Origin of the sequence: Paenibacillus sp. ov031, assembly GCF_900143165.1 — a bacterium.
GTDB lineage: Bacteria > Bacillota > Bacilli > Paenibacillales > Paenibacillaceae > Paenibacillus > Paenibacillus marchantiae.
In genome coordinates, this window is the sequence record NZ_FRDO01000001.1 from 475,466 (window position 1) to 489,587 (window position 14,122).

Consider the following 14,122-nt stretch of genomic DNA (forward strand, 5'->3'; position numbering starts at 1 on the left):
GATGGAAAACATGTACCTATTATTGCGAAAATGACCTTAATTCGTTCATAAACTACATGTTTTCATCATAATCTTTCACGTCACGTTTGGCTGCGGTTGCGGGGGAGTTCGATGTGCCATATTCCTCGACGGCTTCCCAGGCATCAGCGTTATCGAACTTGCCAGCATTGCGCTGTCTTACTTCTCCGGCACCGCTCGGCGGCATCGTCATGACTTGCTCCTCAACGGGCCGTTCGTTGCTTAACTCGCGGTTAGGCGTATCATCGATACAGTAGGCTGTGTAAGGGATCGCTTCGAGTCGTTCAAAAGGAATATCCTTACCACACGTCACACAGGAGCCATACGTTCCCTGTTCGATTCGCTCCAACGCTTCATTCACCTGATTGAACTCGTCGGTCAACGTATCATCTATCGCTAAGTCACGGCTTCGCTCAAACGTCTCCGTGCCAGCATCTGCCGGGTGATTATCGTATGATGACAGCTCACCAGTTGAATCTTTCAGGGACTCGGCTGGAGCACCGTCTTCCATGCTGGATTCAAAATGGCGCTGTAGGTTTTCACGTTGTTCCAAAAGAGCGTTTTTCAGCTCTTGAAGTTGATCTTTGGTTAATGTACTCATAAGGACATGCTCCTTTCCCGCAATGGGGTTGTAGTCAGTCCTTACCCGAATTTCATAAGAAGCAATCAGTTTCGTGTGTAAAGAGGTTCGTTCGATTTTATATCTGACGGATAATGTGTTATAAAAAATATAGAGAGAAAATGCGGCGGTATCGAAGATCTTCTTGTGCTTACCGCGGCGCGTTTGATAATGGAGGGTTGTCAATATGGATGAGCATATGAAACGAAGATTGGACAAACAAAGACAATTGTTCAAGCAATTGGGCGTGCAGCTCGACGCTTTATCGATTCATGAAAAACAATTCAACTATAAACTTCGTGGTTATGATCCGGATGAGGTGGATGCCTATCTTGATTTGGTTATTAAAGATTACGAACGTTTCTATGCCAATATAGCGGATCTGATGGACAAGTGGCAAGAGCAGCAGTTAACGATTCGGGATCTGAAGTCGTCGGCGAAGCCAGTGGAAGATCCAACGAAGATAGATCGCAAACAACTGGATGATATTGTGAAACAATTGGAGTACAGCGTTCGGCAATTAAAAATCCGAGCACGCCCTGAACAGGACCTGTTCTCCGAGTAAGTCTACACATCCGGGATGATATAAAATTAGCATTATAATGCTGAAATAAAAGGTGGTTAATCATGAGTACTCATTTTTCGGTCAGTGTGCATTGTTTGTTGTTGTTGTCTTTCAGCGCGCCTGAACGAATCACTTCGGCACTGATTGCAGGTAGTGTGAATACCAACCCTGTCGTGGTCAGACGTATTCTCGGTGGGTTGAAAAAGGCAGGACTTGTGGACTCCTCACCAGGAACAAGAGGATTTTACCTCGCCAAACCCTCAAGCGAAATCACATTAGCCATGATCTATCAGGCTGCCAAGGATGAAGGGCCATTGTTTCCGATTCATGGTAACTGTAATCCGAATTGTGATGTTGGCCTTCGTATTGACAGCCTTCTGACCAATCTGTATCAGGTAGCCGAAGCAAAGGTGGAACAGTTCTTCGCATCCATTACTCTTGAAGATATGGAGCGTTCCTGTTCCCAGCTTGAAGTTCCATCACATGCCGAATAAAGCGTAATGTAAGGGAAAGGGAAGGTGTGCTGTACTATGAAAATTATTGTCATCTCGGACACTCATTTACCTCGAAGAGCACGTAAGTTACCCGATCCCTTGGTTGAGGCGCTATCAGATGCTGATCTGATTCTCCATGCCGGGGATTGGTCGGACTGGAGTGTACACAAGCTGCTCAGCGCTTACGCCCCCATTGAAGGTGTTGCAGGCAATACGGACCCGCCTGAAATAGGTCAAAAACTCGGGTTCTCCCGCATCGTTGAAGCGGACGGTTTGCGTCTTGGTCTTGTACATGGTCATCTGGGATCGAAGTCTACAGAGCAGAATGCGATTCACACTTTTGCAGGACAGCAGGTGGATGCTGTGATTTTTGGACATTCGCACATTCCAGTGATGCATACGGTCAATGATGTGCTGATATTTAATCCGGGCTCTCCTACGGATCGGCGCTTTCAGCCCCAATATTCTTTTGGTATCATGACTACAAATTTAGGGAAATTGCAGGCGGAACATGTTTTTTATGATGTAAAATAGAAGTTGCAAACCAGGCATCTCGAATCAGAAGGATCTTCTGTTATTCGGGGTGCTTTTTGTTATGTATGCATTCAAAAGGGAACTTGCAAGTTATCTCTGAATGGGGAATATGGTCCGCTGTTTATCTGTCATTCATCTCTTCTCGTTGCCCCCTATGGTGGCCTTCGTATGAATGATACAATGCGTTTACAACAATAAATTGAATACGTTTACATAAGGAGATGAATGTTGATGAAATTGTCTGTATTCACTGTTGCCACACCGGACTTGACCGCAGAAGAATTGGCTTCTACTGCAGCCGCAGCAGGCATTGAAGGGATCGAATGGAGATATCGTGGAATACCGGCGGATGCTTTGTCCGAAGAACCTTCTTATTGGAGACATAATCGTTGCTCGATAGATCCGGATCAATGGGAGGAACAGGTACCGGAATTTCGTGAAGCGGCAAAAAAGCATGGCAGACAGTCGATTGCATTGGTGCCATATCTGAGCTGTGGAGATCTGCTTGCCACGGAGCAAGCATTTCAAACTGCACAAGCCTTAGGAGCATCCATAATGCGTGTTGGGGTTCCCGGTTATGATCGCAAAACCAGCTATCCTGAATTATACAAACAAGCTGTGCATTATCTGAACGAGGTTCAAGAGATGGCCCAACAGTATAAGGTAAAAGCTGTAGTAGAAACCCATCATCAAACGATTGCCCCCACTGCATCACTAGCTTATCGGCTCGTGCAATCGCTGGATTCACAGCATGTAGGGGTGTTGTACGATCCAGGCAACATGGTGCATGAAGGATATGAGAACCATCGTATGGGACTGGAATTACTGGGACCTTATCTGGCACATGTGCATGTGAAGAATGCGGCTTGGTTCAAGGATGAATCAAACAAGAATTCGAATTCCAGTGTGAATGAACAAAATACAGAAATCTTGCTAACATCAAACTGGCATTGTCAGTGGGCCCCCTTGACTGAAGGCGTGGTGAACTGGTTGCAAGTATTCCGTGACCTTAAATCCGTTGGGTATGATGGATATTACGGGATTGAGGATTTTAGCGGGGTCTTGCAATCGAAGGCGATGTTACAGCATTTTGCAGATGTTTTTGCCGAAATTGAACGTCGTGTGGACGAGGAGGTACAGGTATGAGTTTGGTTCGAGTAGCCGTTATTGGAATTGGGAATATGGGTGCAGCCCATGCCAGAACGTTGGTAGCAGGAGAGGTACCTGGTGCAGAACTGGTGGCTGTGTGTGATGTGAGACAAGAAATGGAGAGCTGGGTATCCAGCAATCTTCCGGCTTCAGTCACCTATTGGCAGGATGCGGAGCAGATGATGTCATCAGGGACGATTGATGCGGTAATTATAGCAACCCCGCATTATGACCATCCCGAAAAGGCCATTCAGGCTTTTCAGAATGGTTTGCATGTCATGATTGAGAAACCTGCCGGAGTATACACCAAACAGGTACGCAAGATGAATGAAGCCGCGGCTGCCAGCGGCAAAGTGTTTTCCATGATGTATAACCAGCGAACCAACCCTTTATATATCAAACTAAAAGATCTAATTGCCTCGGGAGAACTGGGTGAGATACGTCGCACCAACTGGATTATTACGAACTGGTATCGCTCTCAGAGCTATTATGATTCAGGCGGCTGGCGGGCAACGTGGGCTGGTGAAGGGGGCGGTGTCCTGATCAACCAGGACCCTCATCAACTGGACCTGTGGCAATGGACCATCGGCATGATGCCGGTGCGTATGCGTGCCTTCTGTTCATTCGGCAAATACCGGAACATTGAAGTGGAAGATGATGTAACGGCATATGTCGAATATGAAAATGGAGCAACAGGTGTATTCGTGACCACAACGGGGGAAGCACCAGGCACCAACCGATTCGAGGTCAATGGGGATCGTGGGAAAATTGTCATTGAAGATGGTCAGTTGACCTTTTGGCGTCTTCGTGAACCCGAGCCTGAATTCAATCAGAGATTTACCGGAGGATTTGGACAGCCGGAATGCTGGAAATGCGAGGTGCCGATTACCGGTGTGGAAACCGGACATCCTGGCCTGATTCGCAACTGGATCGATGCTATCTTGAACGGGACACCGCTCATTGCTCCCGGTGAAGAGGGTATCCATGGTTTAACATTGTCTAATGCTATGCTGCTGTCAACCTGGACGGATAACTGGGTAGATCTGCCGATCGATGAGGATTTGTTCTATGAGCATTTGCAGCAGCGGATTGCCAGTTCAAATACAAAGAAAGACAAGGTAGGCAGCAGCAGTCAACCTGCTGATCTATCAAAGACATTTAAGTAAGTGGAACTTATACACCAGGCTGAACTTAAGGCGTGTACAGGATAACTGAACCGATAAACGGAAAATCCAATTGAATTGGAAAGGTGGAGAAGGTATGGCTAAAGACGGCATGTTTTATGCACCAAAGAGTCTGAAAAAAGAGATCGTATGCGGTCCAGGTGAGTTTACCATTGCTGCTGTAGCGTTGGACCATGGACATATCTACGGTATGGTTGGCGGGCTGGTGGAGGCTGGGGCAACGCTCAAATGGGTATATGATCCTGACCCAGCTAAAGTCGAGGCTTTTCGGAAACAGTTCCCGCAGGCACAGATCGCGGCATCTGAAGCGGAGGTACTTGCTGATGATGAAGTGCAGCTCGTAGCCGGAGCAGCCATTACATCGGAGCGTGCGCCACTCGGCATGAGAGTCATGGCCGCAGGCAAAGATTATTTTACGGACAAAGCTCCTTTTACTACACTGGATCAACTGGCCCTTGCGCGTGAAGAGGTTAAACGCACTGGGAAGAAGTATATGGTCTATTACAGTGAGCGTCTGCACGTGGAAAGTGCGATCTATGCCGGACAACTGATCGAACAGGGAGCGATCGGCAAGGTTGTACAGGTTATGGGGACAGGACCGCATCGATTGAATGCGGGTGGTCGGCCTGAATGGTTCTTCCAGCATGAAAAGTATGGCGGCATCCTCTGTGATATTGGAAGTCATCAGATCGAGCAGTTTCTGACCTTTGCTTCATGTACCGATGCAGAAGTGGCCTTCAGTCGGGTGAACAATTTCAATCATCCACAATTCCCAGAACTAGAGGACTTTGGCGAAGCATCACTTATCGGCAACAACGGGGCTTCCGGTTACTTCCGCGTAGACTGGTTTACACCGGATGGTCTGGGTACATGGGGCGATGGGCGAACGGTTATTTTGGGAACGGACGGATACATTGAGCTGCGTAAGTATATCGACGTGGCCAGAGAGGCTGAGGGCGATCAGGTGTACTTGGTTAACCACGAAGGGGAATACCGTTATAGCGTCAAAGGACAGGTCGGTTATCCATTCTTCGGTGAACTGATCCGGGATTGTCTGGATCGAACAGAGAATGCGATGACACAGGAGCATGCGTTTAAAGCGGCAGAACTCTGCTTAATTGCACAGCATAAGGCAATGAGTGAGAGAGTGGTATGGAGCAGTGGTGGGAAGTAAAGGGTTTTATTTAAGATAGTAATAGAATATGTAGGTGGAGAGCGGCCTGATGTAAAGGCCGCTCTTTTGTTTGTTGTAGTACCTTCGCAAATGGAACAATATGGTTTATTATGTATGTAGTTCAGAAATTGGCTTGATTGTGTGTTGTTTATGAAGTACATAAATTAGATGTTATACGGAACACTTCGAAAGCAGGAAAACATGAAAACAAATAAGGCGATGAGAAATTTATTGAATGAGCTTGCTAAATCAAAGGAATCGATCAGTTCGAATTTATTTAACCCTACTTTTCATGAATGGGACGATTGCATTTTAGTTGATGCTTCAAGTTTAAGAGAGACAGATTCTATTGAAGAAACCATTTATCAAGATCGAACAGATTTAGAAGCCTCAATTAATCATTATCATATAGAGGATTTAAGGACTGGAATAAAACTCATTTCGAATTGGAGAGAGAATATAAAGTTGAACTACCCTGAAAAAGACTTTATTTTAATTTTAAGTTCTACAATCGAAGGAGAAGATGTGGTAATTAGATTCTATCAATTTAGAGATCATGAACCTGAATGGATTAAACTAAACGATCTTGAAGGTTATAAAGAAGAAGCTATTTTAGTCATTGAGATTTTGAATGCAGTTCAATGAAGCGAAGTGCTTCGTATAACATAATATTCATGCTTTGGCTCCGATGGAGCCTTGGTCTGCTAGATGGATTTCGAGGAGGCATTTCGGCAGACAACCCCTTTGGGGTTCATGAATACAGAAACGTTAAGTGAAATTACTGAAGAGAGGGAAAGTACTTGATTTTAGAATATTTAGATAAATATGCTCAGAAGGCTTATCGAGAGGTTACTTCAATAATAACTTGTCCAACTTTTTTATTTTCTAATGACCCTAATCTTACCAGAAATGAAGCAAATTATAATTACGTGTACATCCATGGATTCAATAGACTTATAAAGAATAATAGAATATCATCAGATCAATTGATTGAAGTGTTTTCTTTTCTTGAGAAAGAAATTGAGATATACCTTATGAAGCACTACACAGGTAAAAATTTTATGTATTACCTGAAGGCGGATGCTCTAGTCCCGGCATTTACAATAACAATTGTATCGCATTATGAAGATAAGGAGGTGCAAGAAAGTGTATCTTTATTTGAATTAATTGATTGGTACAAAGAAAATGCATGTTTTGATGGATTGGAGATAATTGCGAGACAGATAAGTGATGAAAGTAAAGAAGCAGAGTCTAAAGGAGCTTTTCCGGATTCAGTAAAAACATATACAAAGACAATTAATACCTAGACAGCAATTCAAAGAGGTTCGTAACTCCACTTAACATAATATTCACACATCGGGCATACGCCCTCGGTGCGGCTGAGGGATTTCAGGGAAGCAGGAGCAGGCGGACACTTCCGACTCCGTCGGACGTCGTGAATACTGGAACGTTATATGTAATAGCTGCAAAGAAATAATAAAAAAAATTTAAATTACTTTGGAGGTAAGTCGAGATGGAAAGCAGAAAAATCGATAGTAATGAATTCCCGATATTGGAATTTGATGAATCGCGAGTTGCAATAATAGGGGCAACTAATTTTATCAAGCCAAAAGAAGAATTTGAATACTGTGTAATAACATTTTTTCGAGATGTAATTGAAAAAATGAAAACGGAGGGAAAGTTGAAAGAAGTTGCATCTCTACATTGCGAGACTGTAGATTTGCCAATATATGAAACATATTATCAAGGAAAAAAAGTACATATTACTTTGGGGTATTTAGGAGCTGCAGGTTCAGCAGGATTCTTAGAAGAACTGATAGCCTATGGTTTTCAGAAATTTATAGTTTGTGGTGGTGCAGGTGTATTACAGAAAGACATTGCTGTTGGACATGTAATAGTACCAGTTTCGGCAGTGAGAGATGAAGGAGTATCATACCATTACATTAAGCCATCAAGAGAAGTTGAATGTAATCTAGAGGTATTAAAATTCATAGAGGACGATTTTAATATACATAATATAAGGTATATTAAGGCCAAAACTTGGACGACAGATTCATTTTATAGAGAGACTAAAGAAAAGGTTGAGTTGCGGAAAGCAGAAGGGTGTGTAACTGTAGAAATGGAAGCAGCAGCATTTATGGCTGTTTCACAATTTAGAAATGTAAAATTAGGTGTTATCTTGTATGGCGGTGATGATTTAAGTGGTGTCGAATGGGATAGTCGAAGTTGGAATAGCAGATCAGAAATAAGAGAAAACCTTGTTCAAATATCAATGCGGATATGCAGTTCTTTATAACTGAAATAGCTATAATCCATTTATTAATGCATTTATTAAAAGGGAAATGCTAAATAGACAACACCGTATTCACGCTGCGGCCCCTGATGGGTCTTTGGTCTGCAAGGCGCATTTCGGAGAAGTGGATTCAGCAGACAACCCTGCGAGGCTAAGTGGCTGAGCCACCCGGTCTTAGCGGACCTTAAGCCTCTCGGGTTCGTGAATACAACAACGTTATGCACCATTACCGGTAAATATTAAAGATAATCTTTAAGGAGATAATTTATGAAAGGTAAGATACTCTTCTTATTTTTTATTACGATAATGTTTTCATCTTGTCAAAATATTAGTCAATCGACTACTTTGAATAGCGAAACTAAATCAATAATGAATTCTGAACTGCCTCCTGATGTAGAGAGTAAAGGTAATGGAACAGAATCGAAAGAAATAACTGAAGGTCGATCAGAGCCTTCTAACAATGAAGTGTTATCCATGAGAATTGGGAATTACGATTTGAAAGGAGAATTTTATGATGAAATGCTTCGAAATCCTATAGATCATGATTATGAATTAGAATTTAATGAATTTCAAAATTCCAAAGAGATTATTACAACAATGGGATGGGGAGCGTTGGAAAGCAAATATACAGAAATTTGGGATGAAGAGTTGAATCAAATATATAAAAAGCTTCTTTCTAAGTTGGATAGAGAACCAAGAGAAGCACTAATCGAATCGCAGAAAGAATGGTTACAGTATCACTTAAGGGAAACAAAATTTGTAGAGAAGACATTTATTAATAATGGTTACCTTGGATCAAAAGGATCGGTAAGCCTAGGCACGGTTATACGGGAGAGAATTAGGGAAAGAACAATGCAATTATTTGAATATCGATATTTGCTAGATAGTGAAGTTGAGTTTTTATACCAAAGTAAAAAATAGAGTTGGAATCTTGATCAAAGGTTTCTAGGTGATGCTTCGAAGACAGTAACGGCGCATAACAATGTATTCATGTTGCGGGGCTACCACCCTTGGTTATCAGATGTATAATCATGGAAGAACACTCAGACAACAAACGACCCAGCTTAAGATAAGAGCTATCTAAGGCTGGGTCGTTTCGTGAATACAAGAGGTTATGTGAAAGATATTCAGATCTAAATCAGAAGGGAAGTCAAACATAATGATCAGAGTCGATGTAGCTTATTCCTTAATTACTGACCCAACCAATTCCAAAATATTAATGGTAAGGAATGTAGATGATTCTAGTGACCGATGGTCACTTCCAGGCGGGGCTGTTGAAAGAGAAGAAGCATTAGAGCAAGCAGCAATAAGGGAAGCTAAAGAAGAAACTGGACTAGATATTAAAGTTCATGGAATAGTGGCAGTAAATGAATGTAAATTTCCGAAAAAAGAAGAACATGTAATATTTATAACATTTAAAGGTGAGGTAATCGGTGGGAATGAAGAAATAGTTAGACCTAATGAAATTTCTCAAATAGCTTGGATTGATATAGAGAGGGCTGAACAATTAATGCCTTATTATAAAGATGGATTAAGAAGACTAATAGATGGACATGAAATAACATATTTTAACGAAGGCAATAAGTAATTTTGTTAGTTGTTCGCGAGGTCCATTTCCCTAAGATAAGAGCTCTCTAAGGGGAATGGACCTCGCGAATACAGAAACGTTATTTGAAACTTTGGAATGGCGGAAAAAAGAAAAAACAATAAAGGAGATTACCTCAATGTGTACTAGTTTCGCTGTTCATTTAGACAAGACATTTATTGGTGTGAACTTCGATATTTCTCGAAGACCAATCAAAATTATTATGATTGGCGAAGATCAACTATTAGTCCTTCAGAATGATGATGGACAATTTTATCCAGCCTTCGGTTTGAATAGTAGTGGTACATTCATGAATTTATTAATGGTCGATCCAATTGAAGAAGGCAAATATAGACGTGGCAAGAATTGCGTACATATCATGAAATTGTTTGATGAAATTCTTTCAGGACGGATCGAATTATCTCAATTAAGTGAATATTTAACCAATAACGTAATTGTTAATGTCCCGAGTCATAGTGTCCACAGTTTGATAGCCGGGAGAAATCAGAAGACATATATTGTTGAACCTGGAAGAAAGAACATTGATATTAACTCTTCCGATAGGGACTTCATGGTACTAACTAATTTTCCTGTATCGGATAATTTCAATAATGAATATAAGAATGTTGAAGGACCAGGAAAGGATAGATATATAAAGGCCTATGAAGTCATTACAAATAACAAAGAAACATTTAATATTGAAACAGGCCTTAACTTGCTTAAGGGTACAGCTCAGGAAAGTGGGGATTATCCAACCCAAATTTCGCTTATATTTGTTCCAGAAGAAAGTAAAGTTCATTTTACTTTGAATGGAGATTTTACAAAGATATTTGAATTCTCATTTATCCATAAGCAAATTCAGAGTATTGAAGGTTTTACAAGCAATAATAGTCTTAAACTCACCAAAAAAGGTATATTACTTTCAGAACTTGAAGATTGGTAATGACTATACAGATATAGGAATAGGAATTCGAGAGAAATTCAAATGAAGTCTTAAGCATCACATCACACTATATTCATGCATAGGGCCCTCGTTCCGACCAGGCGATGAGATGTCGTGGATACGAGAACGTTAAGTGAAAGATCGGTATATACCATAATAGAAATAGGAGAGAATCTTATGGACCGCTTGGTAGTCATGACGGTAGGAAAAACTCATAGTGGCAAAACTACCTTTGCCAAAGAATTAGAATCGGTATTACAACAAGCTATTGTAATTGATCAAGATAATCATGCTGAATTTATTAATGAACACTACAAGAAACTTCGCCCTACAGAAGGCCCGAACACTTTAAAATTCTCTGTCACTGACGCAATTGTTAACTATGCTACGGAGCAAAGCAATTTCCACATTATCTTAAGTAACTCTAATTTGAATAAATCAGGAAGAGCAAAAGTTCTCCGATATTTTCATAATAAAGAATTTAAAAGTATTATTGTTTATTTTGATTTACCCAATGATTTACTGAAAGACCGTGTAATACGTACGCAAAGAAGCAAGGCTATATTTAGAAGTGCATCAAGCTTTTTGGAAGTATTGGAGAGACAAGAAAATTTTTCAGAAATACAACCTAGTAAAGATGAAGCAAATTATGTATTTATCATTAAGGATCCCAATAATACAGCGGAAATTATTCAACAAATAATAGCAATCACGGGTACTAGATGATTCGATGAAGGCTGATCCTTCAGATAACATTATATCCAAGCTGCGGGGTTTACGCCCCATTGTCGTCCCGATTTATAATCATGTTAGATAATCGGACGACACACAAGCCGACCTAAGATAGGAGCTATATAAGGCCGGATCGAGTCGTGAATACAATATCGTTAGGTGAAATTACTGTAAAGCAGGTCAGAGAGGAAAAACAAAGATGGAAGACCTATATCTTTTAATACATGACCCATCTAAAGATATTTCCACAAAAATTGACGAGATAGTAGACGACTTTTGGATATGGTCAGAGAAGCAAAAGCAGTACTAGAATGAGAAACCACAATGAATGTGAAACGATTATAGATAAACTAAGTGAAAGATCATAGGGCCCTTGATCTACCTGAAGTATATTTGAGAAGAGTAATCAGGCTGGTACCCATTCTCCTAAGATAAGAGCTATAAATAGGGAATGGACGTCGCGAATATTTCAATTATCGGAAAGATACGCAAATCTATAATTTAAACATTGAAGGAGAACTAAATGGCGACTATAGCACTGATAAGGCATGGTAGCACGAGTTGGAATAAAGAAGGACGAGCACAGGGTAACTCTGATATTCCGCTGGATCAGGATGGGATTAATCAAGCAGAACTTTTAGCAACGAGATTAAGATCAGAAGACTGGAATCATATTTATTCAAGTACTTTAGCAAGAGCAAAGCAAACTGCTCTTATTGTAGGGAGTGCTATCGGAGTAGATATTCACTTTGATGATCGTCTTCGGGAAAGGTCCGGAGGATTGATTGAAGGTACTACTGAAGAGGAACGAATAGAAAAGTGGGGGAACAGGTTGGATAGAATTAGATCTTGGACTTGAGCCAATTGAGATCGTCCAAAAGAGGGGTGGAGAGTTTTTAGAAGAAATAATGATGAAGCACCAAGGTGAAAAGGTGCTGGTGGTTTCTCATGGTGCCTTAATTCAATTTAACTTTATCAATTTAGTTCCTGATTTTCCTACAAAAGATTTTGGCAATACATCAATAACTATTTTAAAGAAAATAGATAATCAATGGACATGTGAACTGCATAACTGTACAAAACATCTAGAGGGTAATATCAAAGAAGGCTAATCCATCTAATAACACCATATTCAAGCTTCGGGGCATTTGCCCTCGGTCCGGCAGAAGTTAGAGGAATATTCGGGGCTAGATTTTCAGTAGCGAGGAAGTGGAATCAGCCGGACACATCCAATCGATTAAGTGCGTTGATGTGTACCCGGCAGCTTCCTACCTAAAGTCGATAGGACGTCGTGAATACCCGAACGTTATACGAAACACTTCGAAAGCGAGAAAAACATGAAAACAAATAAGGCAATGAAGAATTTATTGGATGAGTTATCTCAATCAAATAAATTCATAAATTCGGATTTATTAAATCCCAATTTTATTGAATAGGATAATTGTATCTTGATTTTAAGTTCTACAATCGAAGGAGAAGATGTGGTAATTAGATTCTATCAATCTAGGGATAATGAACCTGAATGGATTAATCTAAACGATCTTGAAGGATATAAAGAAGAAGCAATTTTAGTAATTGAGATTCTGAATCTAATTCAATGATGAGAAGTGCTTCGTATAACAAAATATTAAAGCTTCGCGCCATTCGGCCTTTGGTCCGGCAGATGCTTTTCGGGGATATGAAAGCAGTCGGACAAATCTTCACCGACTAACTGCATCGCGGCCAGCTCCTGACGGAGACTTAAGTCGGTGACGTCGCGAATACGAAACGTTATACAAAATTGGCATAAAGATAATACCGCATTGGAGGCGATATTATGGTGGTACACAAAATTGAATTATCCCAAGAAATATTAATTGGTTCATTTACTAAAGAAGTAACTCCAATCATTTCAGTGTCATCTGGTGATTCCATATGTTTTGAAACATTAGACGCAGGTTGGGGTACTGGGAGAAGTAATAGTGAGAGAAGGAAACCATTTTCAAGAAAAGAAAAAATTGATGGAGGCCACGCCTTGGTGGGACCTATTTATATTGAAGGTGCTAAGAAAGGCATGACTTTAGAGATTGAGTTTAATGATATTATACCTGGGCAATATGGTTTTACTGCTGCAGGTCAATATCCTAATTGGCAAAACCAGAAGTTACATTTGACCGAATTTAAGGAAATTAGCCTTGATTGGAAACTCGATAATAAATCCATGGTGGGAGTATGTGAAATCAACGGCAACTCCTTCTCGGTTTCATTACGACCTTTCATGGGCGTTATTGGAATGCCTCCAGATGACATAGGAATTCACTCTACTTGGCCGCCACGATATTGTGGTGGAAATATTGATTGTAAAGAGCTTGTGAAAGGCAGCAAATTGTATCTTCCTATTTCTGTCGATGGGGGTTACCTTGCTATTGGAGATGGTCATGCTTTGCAAGGGGATGGAGAAATCAGTTGCCAGGCTATTGAATGTCCGATGGAAGTTGTTGATATAACTGTAAATTTGATTGAAGGCATAGATTTGTTAACCCCCCAAGCTAATACTCCCGCAGGGTGGATTACTTTTGGGTTTCATGAAGATCTTAATGAAGCAACCGTTCAAGCTTTAGATGGAATGCTTACCTTGATGGGTGAGTTGTATGGTTTAAATCGTGTTGAAGCTATTGCTTTAGGGAGTTCTGTTGTTGATCTACGTATAACGCAAATTGTAAATGGGGTTAAAGGGGTACATGCCTGTCTCCCACATGGAATTTTGAAGTGATTCGAATGTAGCTCAGTACCTGAAATAAAGAAAACACATATGAATATCTTTCATGATTTTAATGTTTAGTGGTCTCAACT

General features: G+C 40.8%; 15 protein-coding genes and 1 pseudogene. 15 read left to right on the forward strand and 1 reads right to left on the reverse strand.

Annotated features, from left to right (window positions below):
* Positions 1–52 precede the first annotated feature (52 nt).
* On the reverse strand, positions 53–619 hold the full coding sequence (locus BUA17_RS02130; RefSeq protein WP_063563237.1) for a TraR/DksA C4-type zinc finger protein: 567 nt from the start codon (positions 617–619) through the stop codon (positions 53–55).
* A gap of 205 nt (positions 620–824) precedes the next feature.
* Here BUA17_RS02130 and BUA17_RS02135 point away from each other — a divergent pair, with 205 nt between their 5' ends.
* The 15 genes and pseudogenes from BUA17_RS02135 (at position 825) to BUA17_RS02205 (ending at position 14,042) form a co-directional block, all read left to right on the forward strand.
* The gene (locus BUA17_RS02135; RefSeq protein ID WP_024630343.1) at positions 825–1,202 is read left to right on the forward strand and encodes a DivIVA domain-containing protein; all 378 of its coding nucleotides are present in this window, start codon (positions 825–827) and stop codon (positions 1,200–1,202) included.
* Between the two features lie 62 nt (positions 1,203–1,264).
* Positions 1,265–1,696 carry an Rrf2 family transcriptional regulator gene (locus BUA17_RS02140; RefSeq protein ID WP_063563238.1) on the forward strand — a complete coding sequence of 144 codons (432 nt, stop codon included), beginning with the start codon at positions 1,265–1,267 and terminating at the stop codon, positions 1,694–1,696.
* Between the two features lie 36 nt (positions 1,697–1,732).
* Entirely contained in the window at positions 1,733–2,230 is a 498-nt protein-coding gene (locus BUA17_RS02145) for a metallophosphoesterase family protein (protein ID WP_063563239.1), read from the forward strand.
* Positions 2,231–2,461: 231 nt separating this feature from the next.
* Positions 2,462–3,376 (forward strand): sugar phosphate isomerase/epimerase family protein, encoded by a 915-nt coding sequence (locus tag BUA17_RS02150; protein WP_072732449.1) that lies wholly within the window; start codon positions 2,462–2,464, stop codon positions 3,374–3,376.
* Positions 3,373–4,545: a Gfo/Idh/MocA family protein gene (locus BUA17_RS02155; protein WP_072732450.1), complete on the forward strand. Its 1,173-nt coding sequence runs from the start codon at positions 3,373–3,375 to the stop codon at positions 4,543–4,545. The genes BUA17_RS02150 and BUA17_RS02155 overlap by 4 nt, the downstream gene beginning before the upstream one ends.
* A gap of 94 nt (positions 4,546–4,639) precedes the next feature.
* Positions 4,640–5,737, forward strand: coding sequence for a Gfo/Idh/MocA family protein (locus BUA17_RS02160; protein ID WP_072732451.1), 1,098 nt, complete (start codon positions 4,640–4,642; stop codon positions 5,735–5,737).
* 201 nt (positions 5,738–5,938) lie between these two features.
* Positions 5,939–6,382: a hypothetical protein gene (locus BUA17_RS02165; protein ID WP_072732452.1), complete on the forward strand. Its 444-nt coding sequence runs from the start codon at positions 5,939–5,941 to the stop codon at positions 6,380–6,382.
* Positions 6,383–6,537: 155 nt separating this feature from the next.
* A complete protein-coding gene (locus tag BUA17_RS02170; protein ID WP_072732453.1) occupies positions 6,538–7,044 on the forward strand; it encodes a hypothetical protein in 507 nt (168 codons plus the stop codon).
* A 206-nt stretch (positions 7,045–7,250) separates the two neighbouring features.
* Positions 7,251–8,033 carry a nucleoside phosphorylase gene (locus BUA17_RS02175; RefSeq protein WP_072732454.1) on the forward strand — a complete coding sequence of 261 codons (783 nt, stop codon included), beginning with the start codon at positions 7,251–7,253 and terminating at the stop codon, positions 8,031–8,033.
* A 264-nt stretch (positions 8,034–8,297) separates the two neighbouring features.
* Positions 8,298–8,951 carry a lysozyme inhibitor LprI family protein gene (locus tag BUA17_RS02180; protein WP_072732455.1) on the forward strand — a complete coding sequence of 218 codons (654 nt, stop codon included), beginning with the start codon at positions 8,298–8,300 and terminating at the stop codon, positions 8,949–8,951.
* Between the two features lie 238 nt (positions 8,952–9,189).
* Positions 9,190–9,618: an NUDIX hydrolase gene (locus tag BUA17_RS02185; protein ID WP_072732456.1), complete on the forward strand. Its 429-nt coding sequence runs from the start codon at positions 9,190–9,192 to the stop codon at positions 9,616–9,618.
* A 136-nt stretch (positions 9,619–9,754) separates the two neighbouring features.
* Positions 9,755–10,558 carry a hypothetical protein gene (locus BUA17_RS02190; RefSeq protein WP_072732457.1) on the forward strand — a complete coding sequence of 268 codons (804 nt, stop codon included), beginning with the start codon at positions 9,755–9,757 and terminating at the stop codon, positions 10,556–10,558.
* Positions 10,559–10,735: 177 nt separating this feature from the next.
* Positions 10,736–11,284 carry an ATP-binding protein gene (locus BUA17_RS02195; RefSeq protein WP_072732458.1) on the forward strand — a complete coding sequence of 183 codons (549 nt, stop codon included), beginning with the start codon at positions 10,736–10,738 and terminating at the stop codon, positions 11,282–11,284.
* A 529-nt stretch (positions 11,285–11,813) separates the two neighbouring features.
* Positions 11,814–12,402: pseudogene (locus tag BUA17_RS02200) on the forward strand (histidine phosphatase family protein).
* Positions 12,403–13,106: 704 nt separating this feature from the next.
* Entirely contained in the window at positions 13,107–14,042 is a 936-nt protein-coding gene (locus BUA17_RS02205) for an acetamidase/formamidase family protein (protein WP_090949203.1), read from the forward strand.
* Positions 14,043–14,122: the final 80 nt, after the last annotated feature.

Bases quoted from the DNA above. Each gene is read 5' to 3' on its own strand.
- BUA17_RS02150 (WP_072732449.1), top strand. From the start codon at position 2,462: ATGAAATTGTCTGTATTCACTGTTGCCACACCGGACTTGACCGCAGAA.
- BUA17_RS02145 (WP_063563239.1), top strand. From the start codon at position 1,733: ATGAAAATTATTGTCATCTCGGACACTCATTTACCTCGAAGAGCACGT.
- BUA17_RS02155 (WP_072732450.1), top strand. From the start codon at position 3,373: ATGAGTTTGGTTCGAGTAGCCGTTATTGGAATTGGGAATATGGGTGCA.
- BUA17_RS02190 (WP_072732457.1), top strand. From the start codon at position 9,755: ATGTGTACTAGTTTCGCTGTTCATTTAGACAAGACATTTATTGGTGTG.
- BUA17_RS02135 (WP_024630343.1), top strand. From the start codon at position 825: ATGGATGAGCATATGAAACGAAGATTGGACAAACAAAGACAATTGTTC.
- BUA17_RS02175 (WP_072732454.1), top strand. From the start codon at position 7,251: ATGGAAAGCAGAAAAATCGATAGTAATGAATTCCCGATATTGGAATTT.
- BUA17_RS02130 (WP_063563237.1), bottom strand. From the start codon at position 619: ATGAGTACATTAACCAAAGATCAACTTCAAGAGCTGAAAAACGCTCTT.
- BUA17_RS02185 (WP_072732456.1), top strand. From the start codon at position 9,190: ATGATCAGAGTCGATGTAGCTTATTCCTTAATTACTGACCCAACCAAT.
- BUA17_RS02165 (WP_072732452.1), top strand. From the start codon at position 5,939: ATGAAAACAAATAAGGCGATGAGAAATTTATTGAATGAGCTTGCTAAA.
- BUA17_RS02180 (WP_072732455.1), top strand. From the start codon at position 8,298: ATGAAAGGTAAGATACTCTTCTTATTTTTTATTACGATAATGTTTTCA.
- BUA17_RS02195 (WP_072732458.1), top strand. From the start codon at position 10,736: ATGGACCGCTTGGTAGTCATGACGGTAGGAAAAACTCATAGTGGCAAA.
- BUA17_RS02160 (WP_072732451.1), top strand. From the start codon at position 4,640: ATGGCTAAAGACGGCATGTTTTATGCACCAAAGAGTCTGAAAAAAGAG.
- BUA17_RS02205 (WP_090949203.1), top strand. From the start codon at position 13,107: ATGGTGGTACACAAAATTGAATTATCCCAAGAAATATTAATTGGTTCA.
- BUA17_RS02140 (WP_063563238.1), top strand. From the start codon at position 1,265: ATGAGTACTCATTTTTCGGTCAGTGTGCATTGTTTGTTGTTGTTGTCT.